At 66.8% G+C, this 13,068-nt stretch carries 29 protein-coding genes; all 29 read left to right on the plus strand.

Annotation, left to right across the window (positions count from 1 at the left end; all coding sequences use genetic code 11):
• Window positions 1–88 (plus strand): EF-Tu C-terminal domain-related protein (locus E0L93_RS05705; protein ID WP_207890341.1); only part of this gene is annotated, 88 nt, incomplete at its 5' end.
• Window positions 89–98: 10 nt separating this feature from the next.
• Window positions 99–410 (plus strand): 30S ribosomal protein S10, encoded by a 312-nt coding sequence (gene rpsJ / locus E0L93_RS05710; RefSeq protein ID WP_132689717.1) that lies wholly within the window; start codon window positions 99–101, stop codon window positions 408–410.
• A gap of 4 nt (window positions 411–414) precedes the next feature.
• A complete protein-coding gene (rplC, locus tag E0L93_RS05715) occupies window positions 415–1,032 on the plus strand; it encodes a 50S ribosomal protein L3 (protein ID WP_132689720.1) in 618 nt (205 codons plus the stop codon).
• 1 nt (window position 1,033) lies between these two features.
• Window positions 1,034–1,672, plus strand: a complete 639-nt coding sequence (gene rplD, locus E0L93_RS05720) for a 50S ribosomal protein L4 (RefSeq protein ID WP_132689723.1) — start codon at window positions 1,034–1,036, stop codon at window positions 1,670–1,672.
• 5 nt (window positions 1,673–1,677) lie between these two features.
• On the plus strand, window positions 1,678–1,965 hold the full coding sequence (rplW, locus tag E0L93_RS05725; RefSeq protein WP_132689726.1) for a 50S ribosomal protein L23: 288 nt from the start codon (window positions 1,678–1,680) through the stop codon (window positions 1,963–1,965).
• A gap of 13 nt (window positions 1,966–1,978) precedes the next feature.
• Window positions 1,979–2,815 carry a 50S ribosomal protein L2 gene (rplB, locus tag E0L93_RS05730; protein ID WP_132689729.1) on the plus strand — a complete coding sequence of 279 codons (837 nt, stop codon included), beginning with the start codon at window positions 1,979–1,981 and terminating at the stop codon, window positions 2,813–2,815.
• A gap of 1 nt (window position 2,816) precedes the next feature.
• On the plus strand, window positions 2,817–3,098 hold the full coding sequence (gene rpsS / locus E0L93_RS05735) for a 30S ribosomal protein S19 (protein WP_132689732.1): 282 nt from the start codon (window positions 2,817–2,819) through the stop codon (window positions 3,096–3,098).
• A gap of 2 nt (window positions 3,099–3,100) precedes the next feature.
• Window positions 3,101–3,481: a 50S ribosomal protein L22 gene (gene rplV, locus E0L93_RS05740; RefSeq protein ID WP_132689735.1), complete on the plus strand. Its 381-nt coding sequence runs from the start codon at window positions 3,101–3,103 to the stop codon at window positions 3,479–3,481.
• Window positions 3,482–4,147: a 30S ribosomal protein S3 gene (gene rpsC, locus E0L93_RS05745; protein ID WP_132689738.1), complete on the plus strand. Its 666-nt coding sequence runs from the start codon at window positions 3,482–3,484 to the stop codon at window positions 4,145–4,147.
• The gene (gene rplP, locus E0L93_RS05750; RefSeq protein WP_132689741.1) at window positions 4,147–4,566 is read left to right on the plus strand and encodes a 50S ribosomal protein L16; all 420 of its coding nucleotides are present in this window, start codon (window positions 4,147–4,149) and stop codon (window positions 4,564–4,566) included. Before rpsC ends, rplP begins: the two co-directional genes overlap by 1 nt.
• On the plus strand, window positions 4,563–4,757 hold the full coding sequence (gene rpmC, locus E0L93_RS05755; RefSeq protein WP_132689744.1) for a 50S ribosomal protein L29: 195 nt from the start codon (window positions 4,563–4,565) through the stop codon (window positions 4,755–4,757). The genes rplP and rpmC overlap by 4 nt, the downstream gene beginning before the upstream one ends.
• A 91-nt stretch (window positions 4,758–4,848) precedes the next feature.
• Window positions 4,849–5,118: a 30S ribosomal protein S17 gene (gene rpsQ / locus E0L93_RS16055; RefSeq protein ID WP_279387453.1), complete on the plus strand. Its 270-nt coding sequence runs from the start codon at window positions 4,849–4,851 to the stop codon at window positions 5,116–5,118.
• Window position 5,119: 1 nt separating this feature from the next.
• A complete protein-coding gene (gene rplN / locus E0L93_RS05765) occupies window positions 5,120–5,488 on the plus strand; it encodes a 50S ribosomal protein L14 (protein ID WP_132689746.1) in 369 nt (122 codons plus the stop codon).
• A 4-nt stretch (window positions 5,489–5,492) separates the two neighbouring features.
• Entirely contained in the window at window positions 5,493–5,804 is a 312-nt protein-coding gene (gene rplX / locus E0L93_RS05770; RefSeq protein ID WP_132689749.1) for a 50S ribosomal protein L24, read from the plus strand.
• Between the two features lies 1 nt (window position 5,805).
• Window positions 5,806–6,348, plus strand: coding sequence for a 50S ribosomal protein L5 (gene rplE / locus E0L93_RS05775; RefSeq protein WP_132689752.1), 543 nt, complete (start codon window positions 5,806–5,808; stop codon window positions 6,346–6,348).
• A 12-nt stretch (window positions 6,349–6,360) separates the two neighbouring features.
• Window positions 6,361–6,546, plus strand: coding sequence for a type Z 30S ribosomal protein S14 (locus E0L93_RS05780; protein WP_132689755.1), 186 nt, complete (start codon window positions 6,361–6,363; stop codon window positions 6,544–6,546).
• Window positions 6,547–6,558: 12 nt separating this feature from the next.
• Window positions 6,559–6,960: a 30S ribosomal protein S8 gene (gene rpsH / locus E0L93_RS05785; protein WP_132689758.1), complete on the plus strand. Its 402-nt coding sequence runs from the start codon at window positions 6,559–6,561 to the stop codon at window positions 6,958–6,960.
• Between the two features lie 10 nt (window positions 6,961–6,970).
• On the plus strand, window positions 6,971–7,504 hold the full coding sequence (gene rplF, locus E0L93_RS05790; protein WP_132689761.1) for a 50S ribosomal protein L6: 534 nt from the start codon (window positions 6,971–6,973) through the stop codon (window positions 7,502–7,504).
• Between the two features lie 15 nt (window positions 7,505–7,519).
• A complete protein-coding gene (gene rplR, locus E0L93_RS05795; RefSeq protein ID WP_132689764.1) occupies window positions 7,520–7,876 on the plus strand; it encodes a 50S ribosomal protein L18 in 357 nt (118 codons plus the stop codon).
• A gap of 92 nt (window positions 7,877–7,968) precedes the next feature.
• The gene (gene rpsE / locus E0L93_RS05800) at window positions 7,969–8,535 is read left to right on the plus strand and encodes a 30S ribosomal protein S5 (RefSeq protein ID WP_132690083.1); all 567 of its coding nucleotides are present in this window, start codon (window positions 7,969–7,971) and stop codon (window positions 8,533–8,535) included.
• On the plus strand, window positions 8,532–8,714 hold the full coding sequence (gene rpmD / locus E0L93_RS05805) for a 50S ribosomal protein L30 (protein WP_132689767.1): 183 nt from the start codon (window positions 8,532–8,534) through the stop codon (window positions 8,712–8,714). Before rpsE ends, rpmD begins: the two co-directional genes overlap by 4 nt.
• Window position 8,715: 1 nt before the next feature.
• Entirely contained in the window at window positions 8,716–9,177 is a 462-nt protein-coding gene (rplO, locus tag E0L93_RS05810) for a 50S ribosomal protein L15 (RefSeq protein WP_132689770.1), read from the plus strand.
• Between the two features lie 2 nt (window positions 9,178–9,179).
• Entirely contained in the window at window positions 9,180–10,466 is a 1,287-nt protein-coding gene (secY, locus tag E0L93_RS05815) for a preprotein translocase subunit SecY (RefSeq protein ID WP_132689773.1), read from the plus strand.
• Entirely contained in the window at window positions 10,463–11,089 is a 627-nt protein-coding gene (locus E0L93_RS05820) for an adenylate kinase (RefSeq protein WP_132689776.1), read from the plus strand. The genes secY and E0L93_RS05820 overlap by 4 nt, the downstream gene beginning before the upstream one ends.
• Window positions 11,086–11,832: a type I methionyl aminopeptidase gene (gene map / locus E0L93_RS05825; protein WP_132689779.1), complete on the plus strand. Its 747-nt coding sequence runs from the start codon at window positions 11,086–11,088 to the stop codon at window positions 11,830–11,832. Before E0L93_RS05820 ends, map begins: the two co-directional genes overlap by 4 nt.
• Window positions 11,833–11,901: 69 nt before the next feature.
• Window positions 11,902–12,120: a translation initiation factor IF-1 gene (gene infA, locus E0L93_RS05830; RefSeq protein ID WP_132689782.1), complete on the plus strand. Its 219-nt coding sequence runs from the start codon at window positions 11,902–11,904 to the stop codon at window positions 12,118–12,120.
• A 25-nt stretch (window positions 12,121–12,145) separates the two neighbouring features.
• Window positions 12,146–12,259, plus strand: a complete 114-nt coding sequence (gene rpmJ, locus E0L93_RS05835; protein ID WP_132689785.1) for a 50S ribosomal protein L36 — start codon at window positions 12,146–12,148, stop codon at window positions 12,257–12,259.
• 6 nt (window positions 12,260–12,265) lie between these two features.
• Window positions 12,266–12,637: a 30S ribosomal protein S13 gene (rpsM, locus tag E0L93_RS05840; RefSeq protein WP_132689787.1), complete on the plus strand. Its 372-nt coding sequence runs from the start codon at window positions 12,266–12,268 to the stop codon at window positions 12,635–12,637.
• Window positions 12,638–13,042: a 30S ribosomal protein S11 gene (gene rpsK, locus E0L93_RS05845; protein ID WP_132689790.1), complete on the plus strand. Its 405-nt coding sequence runs from the start codon at window positions 12,638–12,640 to the stop codon at window positions 13,040–13,042.
• The last annotated feature ends 26 nt before the right edge of the window (window positions 13,043–13,068 follow it).

Raw genomic sequence — 13,068 nt, forward strand, 5'->3', positions numbered from 1 at the left:
GATAGCTATGGACGAGGGGTTGAACTTCGCCATAAGGGAGGGTGGCCGGACGGTTGGTGCCGGTGTGGTCACCCAGATCATAGAGTAGGAGAGCCGGGATGGCCGTCTCAAAGATAAGGATCAAGCTCAAAGCCTATGACCACGAGGTCATAGACAAGACGGCTAAGTCCATAGTCGAGACCGCGGAGAGGACCGGGGCCTTCGTCTTCGGCCCCGTTCCTCTGCCGACGAAGCGCAGCGTGTACACCGTGATCCGCTCCCCCTTCAAGGACAAGGACTCGCGGGAGCACTTCCAGCTCAAGACGCACAAGCGGCTGATAGACATCCAGCAGCCGACGCCGAAGACGGTGGACTCGCTGCAGCGGCTGGACTTGCCGGCCGGAGTGAGCATCGAGATAAAGGCGACTTAGAGTTATGGCGGTAGCACTGGTAGGACGCAAGAAGCACATGACCCAGGTCTTCGAGGAGGACGGGACGGTCGTGGGTGTCACGGTCCTCGAGGTGGAGCCGAACGTCATCACGGCGGTCCGCACCGAGGAGGCCGACGGCTACGAGGCCGTGCAGGTCGGCTTCGGGCAGGTGGACTCAAGGAAGGTGAACAGGCCCCAGGCCGGCATCTTCGCCCGGCTGGGCGTGCCGCCGCGGCGGCATCTGCGCGAGCTGCGGGGCGTCTCGGGCGAGGTGGGCGAGACGCTGACCGTCGAGGCGTTCGCGCCCGGAGACCGGGTGCACGTCACGGGGACCTCCAAGGGCCGGGGGTTTCAGGGTACGGTCAAGCGCCATGGCTTCGGCCGCGGTCCCGTCACCCACGGTTCGCACAACGTTCGCCAGCCGGGCTCCATCGGCCAGTCGGCCGATCCTTCACGGGTCTTCCCGGGGCGGAAGATGCCCGGCCACATGGGCAGCGAGACCGTTACGGTCCGGAATCTGCGCGTGGTCGCGGTGGACCCGGAGAAGGGCGAGATCCTGGTCGAGGGCGGCGTACCCGGGGCCCGCAACGGCCTGGTGACCATCCGGAAGGCGGGTGAGTAGCATGGCGCAGGCACAGGTGCTCGACGCGCGCAACGGTCAGAAGTCCACGCTGGAGCTCGAAGGGCGGCTGTTCGAGACCGAGCCGAAGGAGCACGTGATACACCGGGCCGTGGTGGTCGAGCTCGACCGGCGGCGGCGCTGGACCGCCTCGACGAAGGGCCGCAGCCAGGTCGCCGGGTCGGGGGCGAAGCTCTACCGCCAGAAGGGGACCGGACGGGCCCGGGCGGGCGACATAAAGTCGCCGATCCGGGTCGGCGGAGGGACTTGGGGCGGGCCGCGCCCCAAGCACGCCCGCTACGGCAAGAAGATCAACAAGAAGGAGGCCCGGGCGGCGTTCTACGGGGCGCTCTCGGCCAAGGCCCGGGACGGCGAGATCTTCGTCCTCGATTCGCTGCGGTTCGAGGAGCCCTCCACCAAGGCGGCGAAGAGGATTCTGGAGCAGCTGGAGGTGCGGGGGCCGGTACTGCTGGTCGTCACCGACGAGGATCAGAACGCCGCGCTGTCGTTCCGGAATCTGCCGGAGGTCACGATCGTAGGGCCGAACGGCTACGGGGTCTACGAGCTGCTGACGCACCGGGAAGTGGTCTTCTCGCGCGCGGCCTATCAGGCGCTCGTGCGGCGGAACGAGGGGGTGAGCTGAGGGCGATGGATCCGCATCAGGTGATCATAAGGCCGGTCATCTCCGAGAAGAGCTATAATCTGATCGAGTCCGAAGGCCAGTACACCTTCCAGGTAGATCCCAGGGCCAACAAGAATCAGATCAAGCGTGCCGTGGAGCAGGCTTTCGACGTGAAGGTGGTCAAGGTCAACACGGTGAACGTGAAGAGCAAGCCCAAGCGGCAGGGCTTCACCCGGGGTCGGACCTCCAGCTGGAAGAAGGCTCTGGTGCAGCTCGCCGAGGGCGACAGGATAGAGTTCTTCGAGGGAGTCTAGAAGGAGTCTGAGGATGCCGGCGATACGCTACAAGCCGACGAGCCCGGGGCGGAGGAACTCCTCCGTGCTAACGCGCGACTCGGTGACGAAGAACAAGCCGGAGAAGAGCCTGCTGGCCAAGCTCCACAAGACCGGTGGGCGCAACCACCACGGCAGGATCACAACCCGGCACATCGGCGGCGGGCACAAGCGCCGCTACAGGATAATAGACTTCAAGCGCGACAAGGACGGGGTGCCGGCCACGGTCGCGGGCATAGAGTACGACCCGAACCGCTCGGCGAACATCGCGCTGTTGCACTACCACGACGGTGAGAAGCGCTACATCCTGGCTCCGCGCAACCTGACGGTGGGCTCCATCGTCGAGAGCGGGCCGGACGTCGAGGTGAGCGTGGGCAACGCGCTGCCGCTCAACCGGATCCCGGTCGGCACGGTGGTGCACGCCGTGGAGCTGGAACCGGGCCGGGGGGCGCAGCTCGCCCGCAGCGCCGGGACCAGCGCGCGCATCCTCGCCCGTGAGGGCGCTCTGGTCACGCTGCGGCTGCCGAGCGGCGAGCGGCGCCGGGTGCGCGGCGAGTGCCGGGCCACCGTGGGTGTCGTGGGCAATCAGTCGCACCAGAACGTGCGGTGGGGCAAGGCCGGGCGCAAGCGGCATCTCGGCGTGAGGCCCACGGTGCGCGGTACGGTGATGAACCCGGTCGATCACCCGCACGGCGGCGGCGAGGGCAAGAGCACGCCGGGCCGGCCGCCGGTCACGCCGTGGGGCAAGATCACGCAGGGGCAGCCCACCCGCAAGAAGAAGCGCTCGGACGCCATGATCGTCCAGCGGCGCAGGAAGGGAAGGAGGCGCTAAGGTGACCCGGTCTTCGAAGAAGGCGCCGTACGTCGAGGAGAAGCTTATGCAGCGCATCCTGCAGCTGAACGAGCGCAACGAGAAGCGCATCCTGAAGACCTGGAGCCGGGCCTCCGTGATCTACCCCGAGATGGTCGGCCACACCATCGCCGTCCACGACGGACGCAAGCACGTTCCCGTCTACATAACCGAGAGCATGGTCGGCCACCGGCTCGGGGAGTTCGCGCCCACCCGAACCTTCCGCACGCACGTGAAGGCGGACAAGACGGCGAGGAGGCGGTAGCGGTGAAGGCGACGGCCAGATACGTGCGCATCTCTCCCCGCAAGGCCCGGCTGGTGGTGGACGAGATCCGGGGCAAGAGCTACCCGGAGGCCCGCTACACCCTGCAGTTCATCAACAAGCGGGCGGCAGCCCTGGTCGGGGACGTGCTCAAGAGCGCCGCGGCCAACGCGGAGAACAACGACGGGATGGACCCCGACGATCTGTACGTCAAGGCCGCCCGGGTGGACGAAGGCCCGACCATCAAGCGCTACCGCCCCCGGGCCATGGGGCGCGCGACCATGATCCGGAAGCGCACCAGCCACATCACCATCGAGCTCGGCGCCCGGGAAGGCGTGCCGGTCGGCGGCGCTGTAGACACGCCCGGAAGCGAGGAGGAGAGATAGATGGGTCAGAAGATACATCCGGAGGGCTTCCGGCTCGGCGTTCGCCGCAGGGGCGAGAAGCTCGACTGGAAGAGCAGCTGGTATGCCAGCCGGGACTTCGCCGAGCAGCTCGGCGAGGACATGAAGATCCGGGATCACATCGAGAGGAAGCTCCGCCGGGCCGGCATAGCCAGCATAAACATCCGCAAGGCCGCCGAGCAGGGTGAGATAGCGGTAGACATCCACACTGCCCGGCCGGGCATCGTCATCGGGAAGGGCGGCAGCGAGGTAGATGCGCTGCGCAGGGATCTGGAGAAGCTCACCGGCAAGAAGGTGCAGATCAACGTGCGGGAGGTCTCCCGGCCCGAGCTGGACGCCAATCTGGTGGCCGAGTCCATTGCGGAGCAGCTTGAGGGGCGGGCGGCGTTCCGCCGGACGATGAAGCGGGCGCTCACGAGCGCCATGCGCAGCGGGGCCGAGGGTGTACGCATCCGGTGTTCCGGCCGGCTGGGGGGCATCGAGATGAGCCGGGCGGAGACCATCTCCGAGGGCCGGGTGCCGCTGCACACGCTGGACGCGAACATCCAGTACGGGTTCAAGGAAGCTAACACGCAGATGGGCCAGATCGGGGTAAAGGTCTGGATCAACCACGGTACGGCGGGTGAGGATGAGGAGGTGAGGCGCTAGTGCTGGTGCCCAAGAAGCTCAAGTACCGCAAGCCCCAGCGGGGCCGCATGAAGGGCAGGGCCAAGGGCGGCACCGAGGTCATGTTCGGGGATTACGGGCTGCAGGCGCTGGAGCCCGCCTGGATCACCAACCGTCAGATAGAGGCCGCCCGAATCGCCATGACGCGCAAGATCCGGCGCGGCGGGAAGGTCTGGATCAACATCTTCCCGCACAAGCCGGTGACCAAGAAGCCGGCCGAGACCCGGATGGGCAGCGGCAAGGGCAGCCCGGAGTACTACGTTGCGGTGGTCAAGCCGGGACGGGTCATGTTCGAGATGAGCGGCGTGAACGAGGATCTCGCCCGGGAGGCGATGGAGCTCGCTGCTCAGAAGCTGCCCATCAAGACGCGGTTTTTGGTCCGGGGAGGTAGCCAGTCGTGAAGGCGTCCGAGATACGAGAGCTGGACGTGGAGGAGCTGGAGCGGCGCATCGCCGACACGCGGCGGGAGCTCTTCAACCTCCGGTTCCAGCACGCGACGGGCCAGCTGGAGAACACGGGGCAGTTGAGGGAGGTTCGGAAGAACATCGCCCGGCTCCTCACGGCACTGAACCAGAAGAAGCGGGAGAGTTAGCATAGTGACGGAGAATCAGGAGAATCAGGGCGTACCCGTGGAGGAGGGTGCGGAGGCCGCGTCTCCGCGTCTGGACCGGGACGAGGGGCAGGTGCAGAGCCCCCACACCGGCCGCGGCAGCCGCAAGGAGCGCGTGGGGGTCGTGGTCTCCGACGCGATGGACAAGACGATCACCGTCAAGGTCGAGCGGCTCGTGCGCCATCCCAAGTACAAGAAGCGCATCCGGCGCTCCAGCAAGTTCCTGGCGCACGACGAGCGCAACGAGGCGCGGGTTGGCGACACGGTGCGCATCGTGGAGACCCGGCCGCTGTCGGCGCGCAAGCGGTGGCGGCTCGCCAGGATAGTAACGAGGGCTGAGTGAGATGATCCAGAACGAGACGAGACTCAAGGTGGCGGACAACTCCGGCGCTCGGGAGCTCTTATGCATCCGCGTTCTCGGCGGCAGCAACCGCCGCAGTGCGGGCGTGGGCGATGTGATCGTGGCCTCGGTCAAGGAGGCGACGCCCGGGGGTTCGGTCCAGAAGGGCAGTGTCGTGCGGGCCGTGGTCGTGCGCACCAAGAAGGAGACCCGGCGACCCGACGGCTCGTACATCCGGTTTTCGGAGAACGCGGGCGTGCTCATAAATCAGGAGGGGCTGCCGCGGGGGACGCGCATCTTCGGGCCCGTGGCGCGGGAGCTGCGCGACAAGGGGTACACGCGGATAATCTCGCTGGCTCCGGAGGTGTTGTAAGGATATGGGATTCAAGATCAAGCGCGGCGATACCGTGGTGGTGATCACCGGCAGGGAGAAGGGCAAGCGCGGCGAGGTCGAGCGCGTGCTGCCGAAGGAGAACCGGGTGGTGGTCAAGGGCGTGAACGTCCGCACCCGGCACGCGCAGCCGAGCCAGAAGAATCCGGACGGGCTCTACACCTTCGAGGCTCCGATACACATCTCGAACGTGAGGCTCGTGGACCCGCACACCGGGGAGCCGACGAAGGTCACGTACCGGTTCACGGAGGCCGGGGAGAAGATCCGGATCAGCAAGAGCTCCGGGAGGGAGATCTAGCATGGCCGCCAGGTTGAGAGAGCTCTACCGGTCGGAGGTGGCTCCGGCACTGAGGGAGCGGTTCGGCTACGAGAACGTGCATCAGATACCGAAGCTGGAGAAGATCGTTGTCAACATGGGCGTCGGCGAGGCGGCGCAGAACGGCCGGGCGCTCGAGGGAGCGATGAACGATCTGGCGAAGATCACGGGCCAGAAGCCCCAGCTCCGGCGGGCGCGCAAGAGCGTTGCCGGGTTCAAGATCCGGGAGGGGATGCCGGTAGGCGCCCGCGTCACGCTGCGGGGCGAGCGCATGTGGGAGTTTCTGGACCGTCTGATCTCGATCGCGCTGCCGCGGGTGCGCGACTTCCGGGGTTTGAACCCGGCCTCCTTCGACGGCCGGGGCAACTACGCCCTGGGGCTGCGCGAGCAGCTGATCTTCCCGGAGATCAGCTACGACGAGGTGGACAGCATCCGCGGCATGGACGTGTCGGTCGTGACCACGGCCGAGAGCGACGAGGAGGCGCGGGAGCTGCTCGCGCTGCTGGGCATGCCGTTCCGGCGCTAGGAGGAGGAAGCTTTGCCGAGAAAAGCGCTGATAGTCAAGCAGAGGAAGAGGCAGAAGTACTCCACGCGGGAGTACAACCGGTGCCAGCGGTGCGGCCGGGCTCACGGGTACTTCCGCAAGTTTGGTCTGTGCCGGATCTGCCTGAGGGAGCTGGCTCACGAGGGCAAGATTCCCGGCGTGACGAAGGCTAGCTGGTAGGTGTAAGAGAAGATGTCTTCTGTGAACGATCCCATAGCGGATATGCTGACCCGCATCCGGAATGCGGGCATGGCCCGCCACGAGACGGTGAGGGTGCCGGCCTCGAACATGAAGCGGGAGCTGGCGCGCATCCTCAAGCGGGAGGGTTACATCGCCGACTACGAGGAGCGGGGCAACGGCGCTCGCCGCGACCTGATAATCCATCTGAAGTACGGGCCGGATGGCGAGCGGGTCATCTCCGGGCTCAGGCGGCTGAGCCGCCCGGGCCGGCGGGTGTACCGCAAACAGGCGGACATCCCGCGGGTGCTGGACGGGCTCGGGATCGCCATCCTCTCGACCTCCAGAGGCGTGATGACCGACCATGAGGCCCGGCGCGCCGGTATAGGTGGCGAGGTCCTCTGCTACGTCTGGTAAGGAGAGGGAGATGTCAAGGATAGGGAAGGCTCCGGTAGAGCTGCCGAGCGGGGTCTCGGTGGATATCTCCGGGCGGCGCATAAAGGTGACGGGGCCGAAGGGAGAGCTGGAGGTGCCTGTCGGCGAGGGCGTCACGGTCCGGCAGGAGGACGGCGCTCTGATCTGCGAGCGGGCTTCGGACTCCCCGAAGCACCGGGCGATGCACGGCCTGACCCGTTCGCTGCTCTACAACGCGGTTAGGGGCGTCACGGACGGGTTCTCAAAGACCCTCCAGATACAGGGCGTCGGATACCGGGCTCAGATGCGCGGCGGCAACATCGAGTTTCAGGTCGGCTACTCGCACCCGGTGGTGGTCGAGCCGCAGGAGGGCGTGGAGTTCGAGCTGCCGAACCCCACGACCGTCGTCGTCAGGGGCATAGACAAGCAGCGCGTCGGGCAGGTGGCGGCCGAGATCCGTGCCATCCGTCCCCCCGAGCCCTACAAGGGCAAGGGCATCCGCTACGAGGGCGAGCAGGTGCGGCGCAAGGTCGGCAAGGCAGGGTAGCGGGAGGTTTTCCAGATGCCAACGGCGGTTGAGAAGAAGCGGGCGCACCGGGCCAGGCGCCGGGCGCGCGTCCGGCGGCGGATCTTCGGCACGCCGGAGCGGCCCCGGATCTCGGTGTTCCGCTCCAACAGGTACACCTACGCGCAGCTCATAGACGACATCGCCGGCCACACGCTGGCCGCGGTGGACACCCGGCGGGTGGCCGGCGCCGAGAGCCCGACCGATGCCGCCTACAAGGCCGGGGAGCTGCTGGCGAAGAAGGCGGCCGAGGTCGGGATAGAGCGGGCCGTCTTCGACCGGGGCGGGTATAAGTATCACGGCCGGGTCAGGGCCCTGGCCGAGGGTGCGCGTTCCGGCGGGCTGAAGTTCTAGAGAAGGTTCTCGCGAGGGAGGAGATCTTGGACGGACCCAGAACAGGTCAGAGCAGGGGGCACGGCCCCTCCGGCAGCAGCCGCGGTGGGGGTATGGACGCCCGCGGCGGCGGCCGGGGCGGGGGCGGCACTACGCGGGAGCGGGACGCCCGCGGCCCCCGGCCGCGCGAGCGCGGACAGCGTGATGGCGGCTCCGAGCTGCAGGACCGGGTCGTGGAGATCCGGCGCGTGGCCAAGGTCGTGAAGGGCGGGCGCCGGTTCAACTTCTCGGCGCTGGTCGTCGTCGGTGACGGCAACGGCCGCGTCGGTGTGGCGCTCGGCAAGGCCAATACCGTCCCCGCCGCGATAGCTAAGGGGCAGGAGAAGGCCAAGGCGAACATGTTCGACGTGCCGCTGCGGGGCACGACCATCCCGCACGAGGTGCTGGGCGAGTTCGAGAGCTCGTCGGTGGTGCTGAAGCCGGCCTCCGAGGGTACGGGGGTCATTGCGGGCGGCGGCGTCCGCGCCGTGCTGGAGCTGGCCGGCATCAAGGACGTGCTCACCAAGTCCCTCGGGTCGAACACGCCGGTCAATCTGGTACGGGCGACGGAGCGGGGGCTGCGGCAGCTCCGCTCCAAGGCGGCCATCGAGCGGGCCCGGGGGGTGAAGATCACGCTATGAGCCAGATCAGGGTGACGCAAACGAAAAGCGTGATAGGCTCCAAGGAGAAGCACAAGCGGACCGTGCGGGCTCTGGGGCTCAAGCGCATCCGGGACTCGCGCGTGCATGAGGACACGCCCCAGATCCGGGGGATGATCCGGAAGGTCTCCCATCTGGTGAGCGTAGAGGAGGTGAAGTAGCGTGCGGCTGAACGAGCTCTCGCCGGCTCCGGGCTCCCGCAGGGAGCGCAAGCGCGTGGGCCGGGGCTCGGGCTCCGGATACGGCAAGACGGCCGGCCGGGGGACGAAGGGTTACAAGAGCCGCTCGGGCGGTCAGGTGGATCCCACCTACGAGGGCGGCCAGCTCCCGCTGCAGCGCAGGCTGCCCCGCTTGAAGGGAGTGGCTCGCGGGAGGCACAAGCCGACCCACCCGACGGTCTACCAGCCGGTGAACCTGAGCCGGCTGGAGGAGATCGGCAAGGACGAGATCGGCGTTGAGGATCTGCGGGAGGCCGGGATCATCCGCAAACGGGAGACCCCGGTCAAGATTCTCGGTGACGGGGAGGTGAGCCGGGCGCTCAAGGTGCGGGCGCACGCCTTCTCCAGGACGGCGCGGGAGAAGATCGAGGCCGCCGGGGGCACGGCCGAGGTTCTGGAGCGGTAGAGATGATAGATGCCCTGGCGAATGCCTGGCGCGTTCCCGAGCTGCGCCGGAAGCTGTTCTTCACCGTAGGGATGCTGGCCCTCTACCGGCTGGGGGCGTACATACCCCTGCCGGGGGTGAACCGGGAGTTCCTCGCCGCCGGCGGGGTGGACACGGGCGAGAACGCCATAACCGGTCTGGTCGGGATCTTCACCGGCGGGGCCTTCAACAACCTCTCGATCTTCGCTCTGGGGATAATGCCGTACATCACGGCAGCGATCACCATGCAGCTTCTGACGGTGGCGATCCCGCGCCTGCAGCAGCTCGCGCGCGAGGGCGAGACGGGGCAGAAGAAGATCACGCAGTATACCCGGTACTTTACGCTGGGGCTGAGCTTCATCCAGTCGGTCTCGGTGGTGATGCTCTTCCGCTCGGGGGCCCTGGGTGGCGGAGTGCTTGCGAACTCCACGCCGCTGGACCTCTACCTGATCGTTCTGACGCTCACCACCGGCACGATGCTTATCATGTGGATGGGCGAGCTCATCTCGCAGTACGGTATCGGGAACGGCATCTCGCTGATCATCACGGCGGCCATCATCTCGCAGGCGCCCAACGGCATCCGGACGCTGTTTGAGGGGGGCAATGTCCTGACGATCGTGATCATAGGCCTTCTGGCGCTCCTGATCATCACGGCCATCGTGTTCGTAAACGAGGGGCAGCGGCGGATCCCCATCTCTTACGCCAAGCGGCAGGTGGGCCGCCGGATGACCCAGGGCGGCACGACCTACCTGCCGATGAAGGTGAACATGGCCGGGGTCATCCCGATCATCTTCGCATCCTCGCTCTTGATCTTCCCGACCGCCATCCTGCAGTTCGCCGGGGGAGATCCCGACTCGTTCCTGGTCAGGTTCGCGCAGTTCTTTGCTCCGGGCGAGCTGCCGTACCTGGTGCTGTTCGCGATCTTAATCGTCCTCTTTACCTACTTCTACACGGCGGTCCAGTTCAACCCGATCGAGCACGCCGATAACCTGAAGAAGACCGGCGGCTACATCCCCGGCATCCGGCCGGGCCAGCCGACGGCCATCTACATGAACAACGTGCTGACCCGGATAACGCTCTTCGGGGCGTTGTTCTTGGCAGCGGTGGCCGTGGTCCCGTACGTCATCACGGGCTTCATGAACGTGCAGATATTTCTGGGCGGCACCTCCATGCTGATCGTGGTCGGCGTGGCGCTGGACTTCGTGCGCCAGCTGGAGAGCCAGCTGATGATGCGCAACTACGAAGGGTTCTTGAGGAAGCAGAGGATATGAGGATACTGATACTCGGGCCCCAGGGAGCCGGAAAGGGGACTCAGGGCCAGCGGCTGGCGGAGATTACCGGCGCCCGCCACATCTCTACCGGCGACATCGTACGGGCGGAGATCAAGTCCGGCAGCGAGCTGGGCCGGAAGGTGAAAGAGTACCACGACCGGGGCGAGCTGGTGCCGGACGAGATCATCGTCGAGATGGCCCGGCCTCACCTGCGCGACGCCGGGAGCTGGATCCTGGACGGGTTCCCCCGCAACGAGGCTCAGGCCCGCGCGCTGGACGAGGCACTGGAGGAGATGGGGGTGGAGCTGGACCGGGCGGTGGCGCTGGAGGCGCCGGACGAGCACCTCGTCCGGCGCCTCTCGGGCCGCCGGCAGAGCCGGGCGACGGGCCGTATCTACCACCTCGAGTACGACCCGCCCCCGCCCGATGACCCGGGACCGTTCGTCCAGCGCGAGGACGACACCGAGGAGGCCATCCGGCGGCGGCTGGAGATCTACCACCGGGAGACCGAGCCGCTAAAGGGGTACTACGCAGAGCGGGGGCTGCTCGTGAGCGTGGACGCCACCCGGAGCATCCCGGAGGTCACGGAGAGCATCCTGCAGGCGCTGGGAGAGAAGGGGTGATCGTCCGCAAGAGCCGCAAGGAGCTGGAGGCGATGCGGGAAGGCGGCCGCATAACGGCAGGCTGCCTCGGGATGCTGCGCGAGAGCGTGCGGCCGGGTGTCACCACCGCCGAGCTGGACCGGCTGGCCGAGGAGTACATCGTCTCCCGCGGCGGCCGCCCGGAGTTCAAAGGGTATCAGGGGTTCCCGGCCTCGATCTGCGCCTCGCCGAACCACATGATCGTCCACGGCATCCCCGGCCCCTACAGGCTCAAAGAGGGCGACATAATATCCATCGACGTCGGGGTGCGTTACAAGGGGTTCGTCACCGACAGCGCCACGACGGTCGCCGTCGGCGAGGTGCCGGAGGAGGTGCGGGGACTCCTGGAGGTGACGCGGGAGTGCCTGGAGGCCGTGATCCGGCAGATGATCCCCGGCAACCGGCTCGGAGACCTGGGCCACGCCATCCAGTCGGTCGCCGAGCCGCGCGGCTACGGGGTGGTGCGGGACCTCGTCTCCCACGGCGTGGGGCGCCGGATGCACGAGGAGCCCCAGATCCCCAACTACGGCGAACCGAACACCGGGCCGCGGCTGCAGCCGGGTATGACCTTCGCGCTGGAACCCATGATAACCCTGGGCACCTGGAAGATCCTGCTCGACGAGCAGGACGGATGGTCCATCTACACCGCAGACGGCTCGCTCGCAGCTCATTTCGAGCATACCGTGGCCGTCACCGAGGACGGGCCTCTGGTGCTCACCGAGTAGATAAAAGCGGAATGCGTGCTAGAATAGGCGATTGGCTTCAGAAAAAGATTAAGACAGGTAGGGAGGTCCTTGGCTAAAGAAGACGTCATAGAGGTTGAAGGCACCGTCATCGAGGCTCTGCCGAACACACAGTTTCGCGTGGAGCTGGACAACGGGCACATCGTGCTGGCGCACATCTCCGGCAAGATGCGCATGAACTACATCCGCATCCTGCCGGGGGACAAGGTCAAGGTCGAGCTGAGCCCCTATGATCTGGACCGGGGCCGGATAACCTACCGCTACAGGTAGTCTCAGGCGACTCTCGGGAGGAACGGTGAAGGTAAGAGCGAGTGTGAAACCCATCTGCGAGCGCTGCAAGGTGATCCGGCGCCGCGGCGTGGTGCGCGTCATATGCGTGAATCCGCGGCACAAGCAGAGGCAGGGGTAGGGTCTCATGGCGCGCATCGCGGGCGTGGACCTTCCGCGCGAGAAGCGGGTGGAGATAGGGCTCACTTACATCTACGGCGTCGGACGCTCGACGGCGAGGAAGATCCTGGAGGAGACGGGCGTAGATCCGGACACGAAGGTCCGGGATCTCACCGAGGGCGAGACGGCCAAGATCCGCAGCTACATAGACGAGAATCTGCGGGTCGAGGGAGATCTCAGGCGTGAGGTCAACCAGAACATCCGGCGTCTGATCGAGATCGGCTGCTACCGGGGCATCCGGCACCGCCGGTCTCTGCCGGTCCGCGGCCAGCGGACCCGGACCAACGCCCGGCAGCGGAAGGGACCGAAGCCATCCATAGGCGGGAGGAAGAAGAAGTAGATGGGCAGGCAGCGCAGCAGGACCCGCGGCGGCCGCACGCGGCGCAAGGCCCGCAAGAACATAGCGGTCGGCGTGGTGCACATCAAGAGCTCGTTCAACAACACCATCATCTCGGTGACCGATCAGGAGGGCAACGTCATAGCCTGGGAGTCGGCCGGTTCGCTGGGCTTCAAGGGCAGCCGGAAGAGCACGCCCTTCGCGGCGCAGATGACGGCCGAGAGCGCGGCGAACAAGGCCATGGAGCACGGTGTCAAGCGCGTGGACATCCGGGTTCGCGGGCACGGATCGGGCCGGGACATGGCCGCCCGCACCTTCCAGGCCATGGGCATCGAGGTACTCTCGGTCAAGGACGTGACGGGTCAGCCGCACAACGGTTGCCGGCCGCCCAAGCGGCGCCGGGGTTAGAACGAGCATCGGGAGGTTGTAGGAGA

Origin of the sequence: Rubrobacter taiwanensis (assembly GCF_004337705.1) — a bacterium.
GTDB lineage: Bacteria > Actinomycetota > Rubrobacteria > Rubrobacterales > Rubrobacteraceae > Rubrobacter_C > Rubrobacter_C taiwanensis.

Excerpts from the sequence above, each read along its gene's own strand:
- rplB (WP_132689729.1), top strand. The coding sequence starts at position 1,979 with ATGCCGGCGATACGCTACAAGCCGACGAGCCCGGGGCGGAGGAACTCC.
- rpsC (WP_132689738.1), top strand. The coding sequence starts at position 3,482 with ATGGGTCAGAAGATACATCCGGAGGGCTTCCGGCTCGGCGTTCGCCGC.
- secY (WP_132689773.1), top strand. The coding sequence starts at position 9,180 with ATGATAGATGCCCTGGCGAATGCCTGGCGCGTTCCCGAGCTGCGCCGG.
- rplX (WP_132689749.1), top strand. The coding sequence starts at position 5,493 with ATGGGATTCAAGATCAAGCGCGGCGATACCGTGGTGGTGATCACCGGC.
- rpmD (WP_132689767.1), top strand. The coding sequence starts at position 8,532 with ATGAGCCAGATCAGGGTGACGCAAACGAAAAGCGTGATAGGCTCCAAG.
- rplD (WP_132689723.1), top strand. The coding sequence starts at position 1,034 with ATGGCGCAGGCACAGGTGCTCGACGCGCGCAACGGTCAGAAGTCCACG.
- rpsJ (WP_132689717.1), top strand. The coding sequence starts at position 99 with ATGGCCGTCTCAAAGATAAGGATCAAGCTCAAAGCCTATGACCACGAG.
- rplN (WP_132689746.1), top strand. The coding sequence starts at position 5,120 with ATGATCCAGAACGAGACGAGACTCAAGGTGGCGGACAACTCCGGCGCT.
- rpsK (WP_132689790.1), top strand. The coding sequence starts at position 12,638 with ATGGGCAGGCAGCGCAGCAGGACCCGCGGCGGCCGCACGCGGCGCAAG.
- rplW (WP_132689726.1), top strand. The coding sequence starts at position 1,678 with ATGGATCCGCATCAGGTGATCATAAGGCCGGTCATCTCCGAGAAGAGC.
- rpsE (WP_132690083.1), top strand. The coding sequence starts at position 7,969 with ATGGACGCCCGCGGCGGCGGCCGGGGCGGGGGCGGCACTACGCGGGAG.
- rpsH (WP_132689758.1), top strand. The coding sequence starts at position 6,559 with ATGTCTTCTGTGAACGATCCCATAGCGGATATGCTGACCCGCATCCGG.
- E0L93_RS05820 (WP_132689776.1), top strand. The coding sequence starts at position 10,463 with ATGAGGATACTGATACTCGGGCCCCAGGGAGCCGGAAAGGGGACTCAG.
- rpsM (WP_132689787.1), top strand. The coding sequence starts at position 12,266 with ATGGCGCGCATCGCGGGCGTGGACCTTCCGCGCGAGAAGCGGGTGGAG.
- rplC (WP_132689720.1), top strand. The coding sequence starts at position 415 with ATGGCGGTAGCACTGGTAGGACGCAAGAAGCACATGACCCAGGTCTTC.
- rplE (WP_132689752.1), top strand. The coding sequence starts at position 5,806 with ATGGCCGCCAGGTTGAGAGAGCTCTACCGGTCGGAGGTGGCTCCGGCA.
- rplR (WP_132689764.1), top strand. The coding sequence starts at position 7,520 with ATGCCAACGGCGGTTGAGAAGAAGCGGGCGCACCGGGCCAGGCGCCGG.
- rplF (WP_132689761.1), top strand. The coding sequence starts at position 6,971 with ATGTCAAGGATAGGGAAGGCTCCGGTAGAGCTGCCGAGCGGGGTCTCG.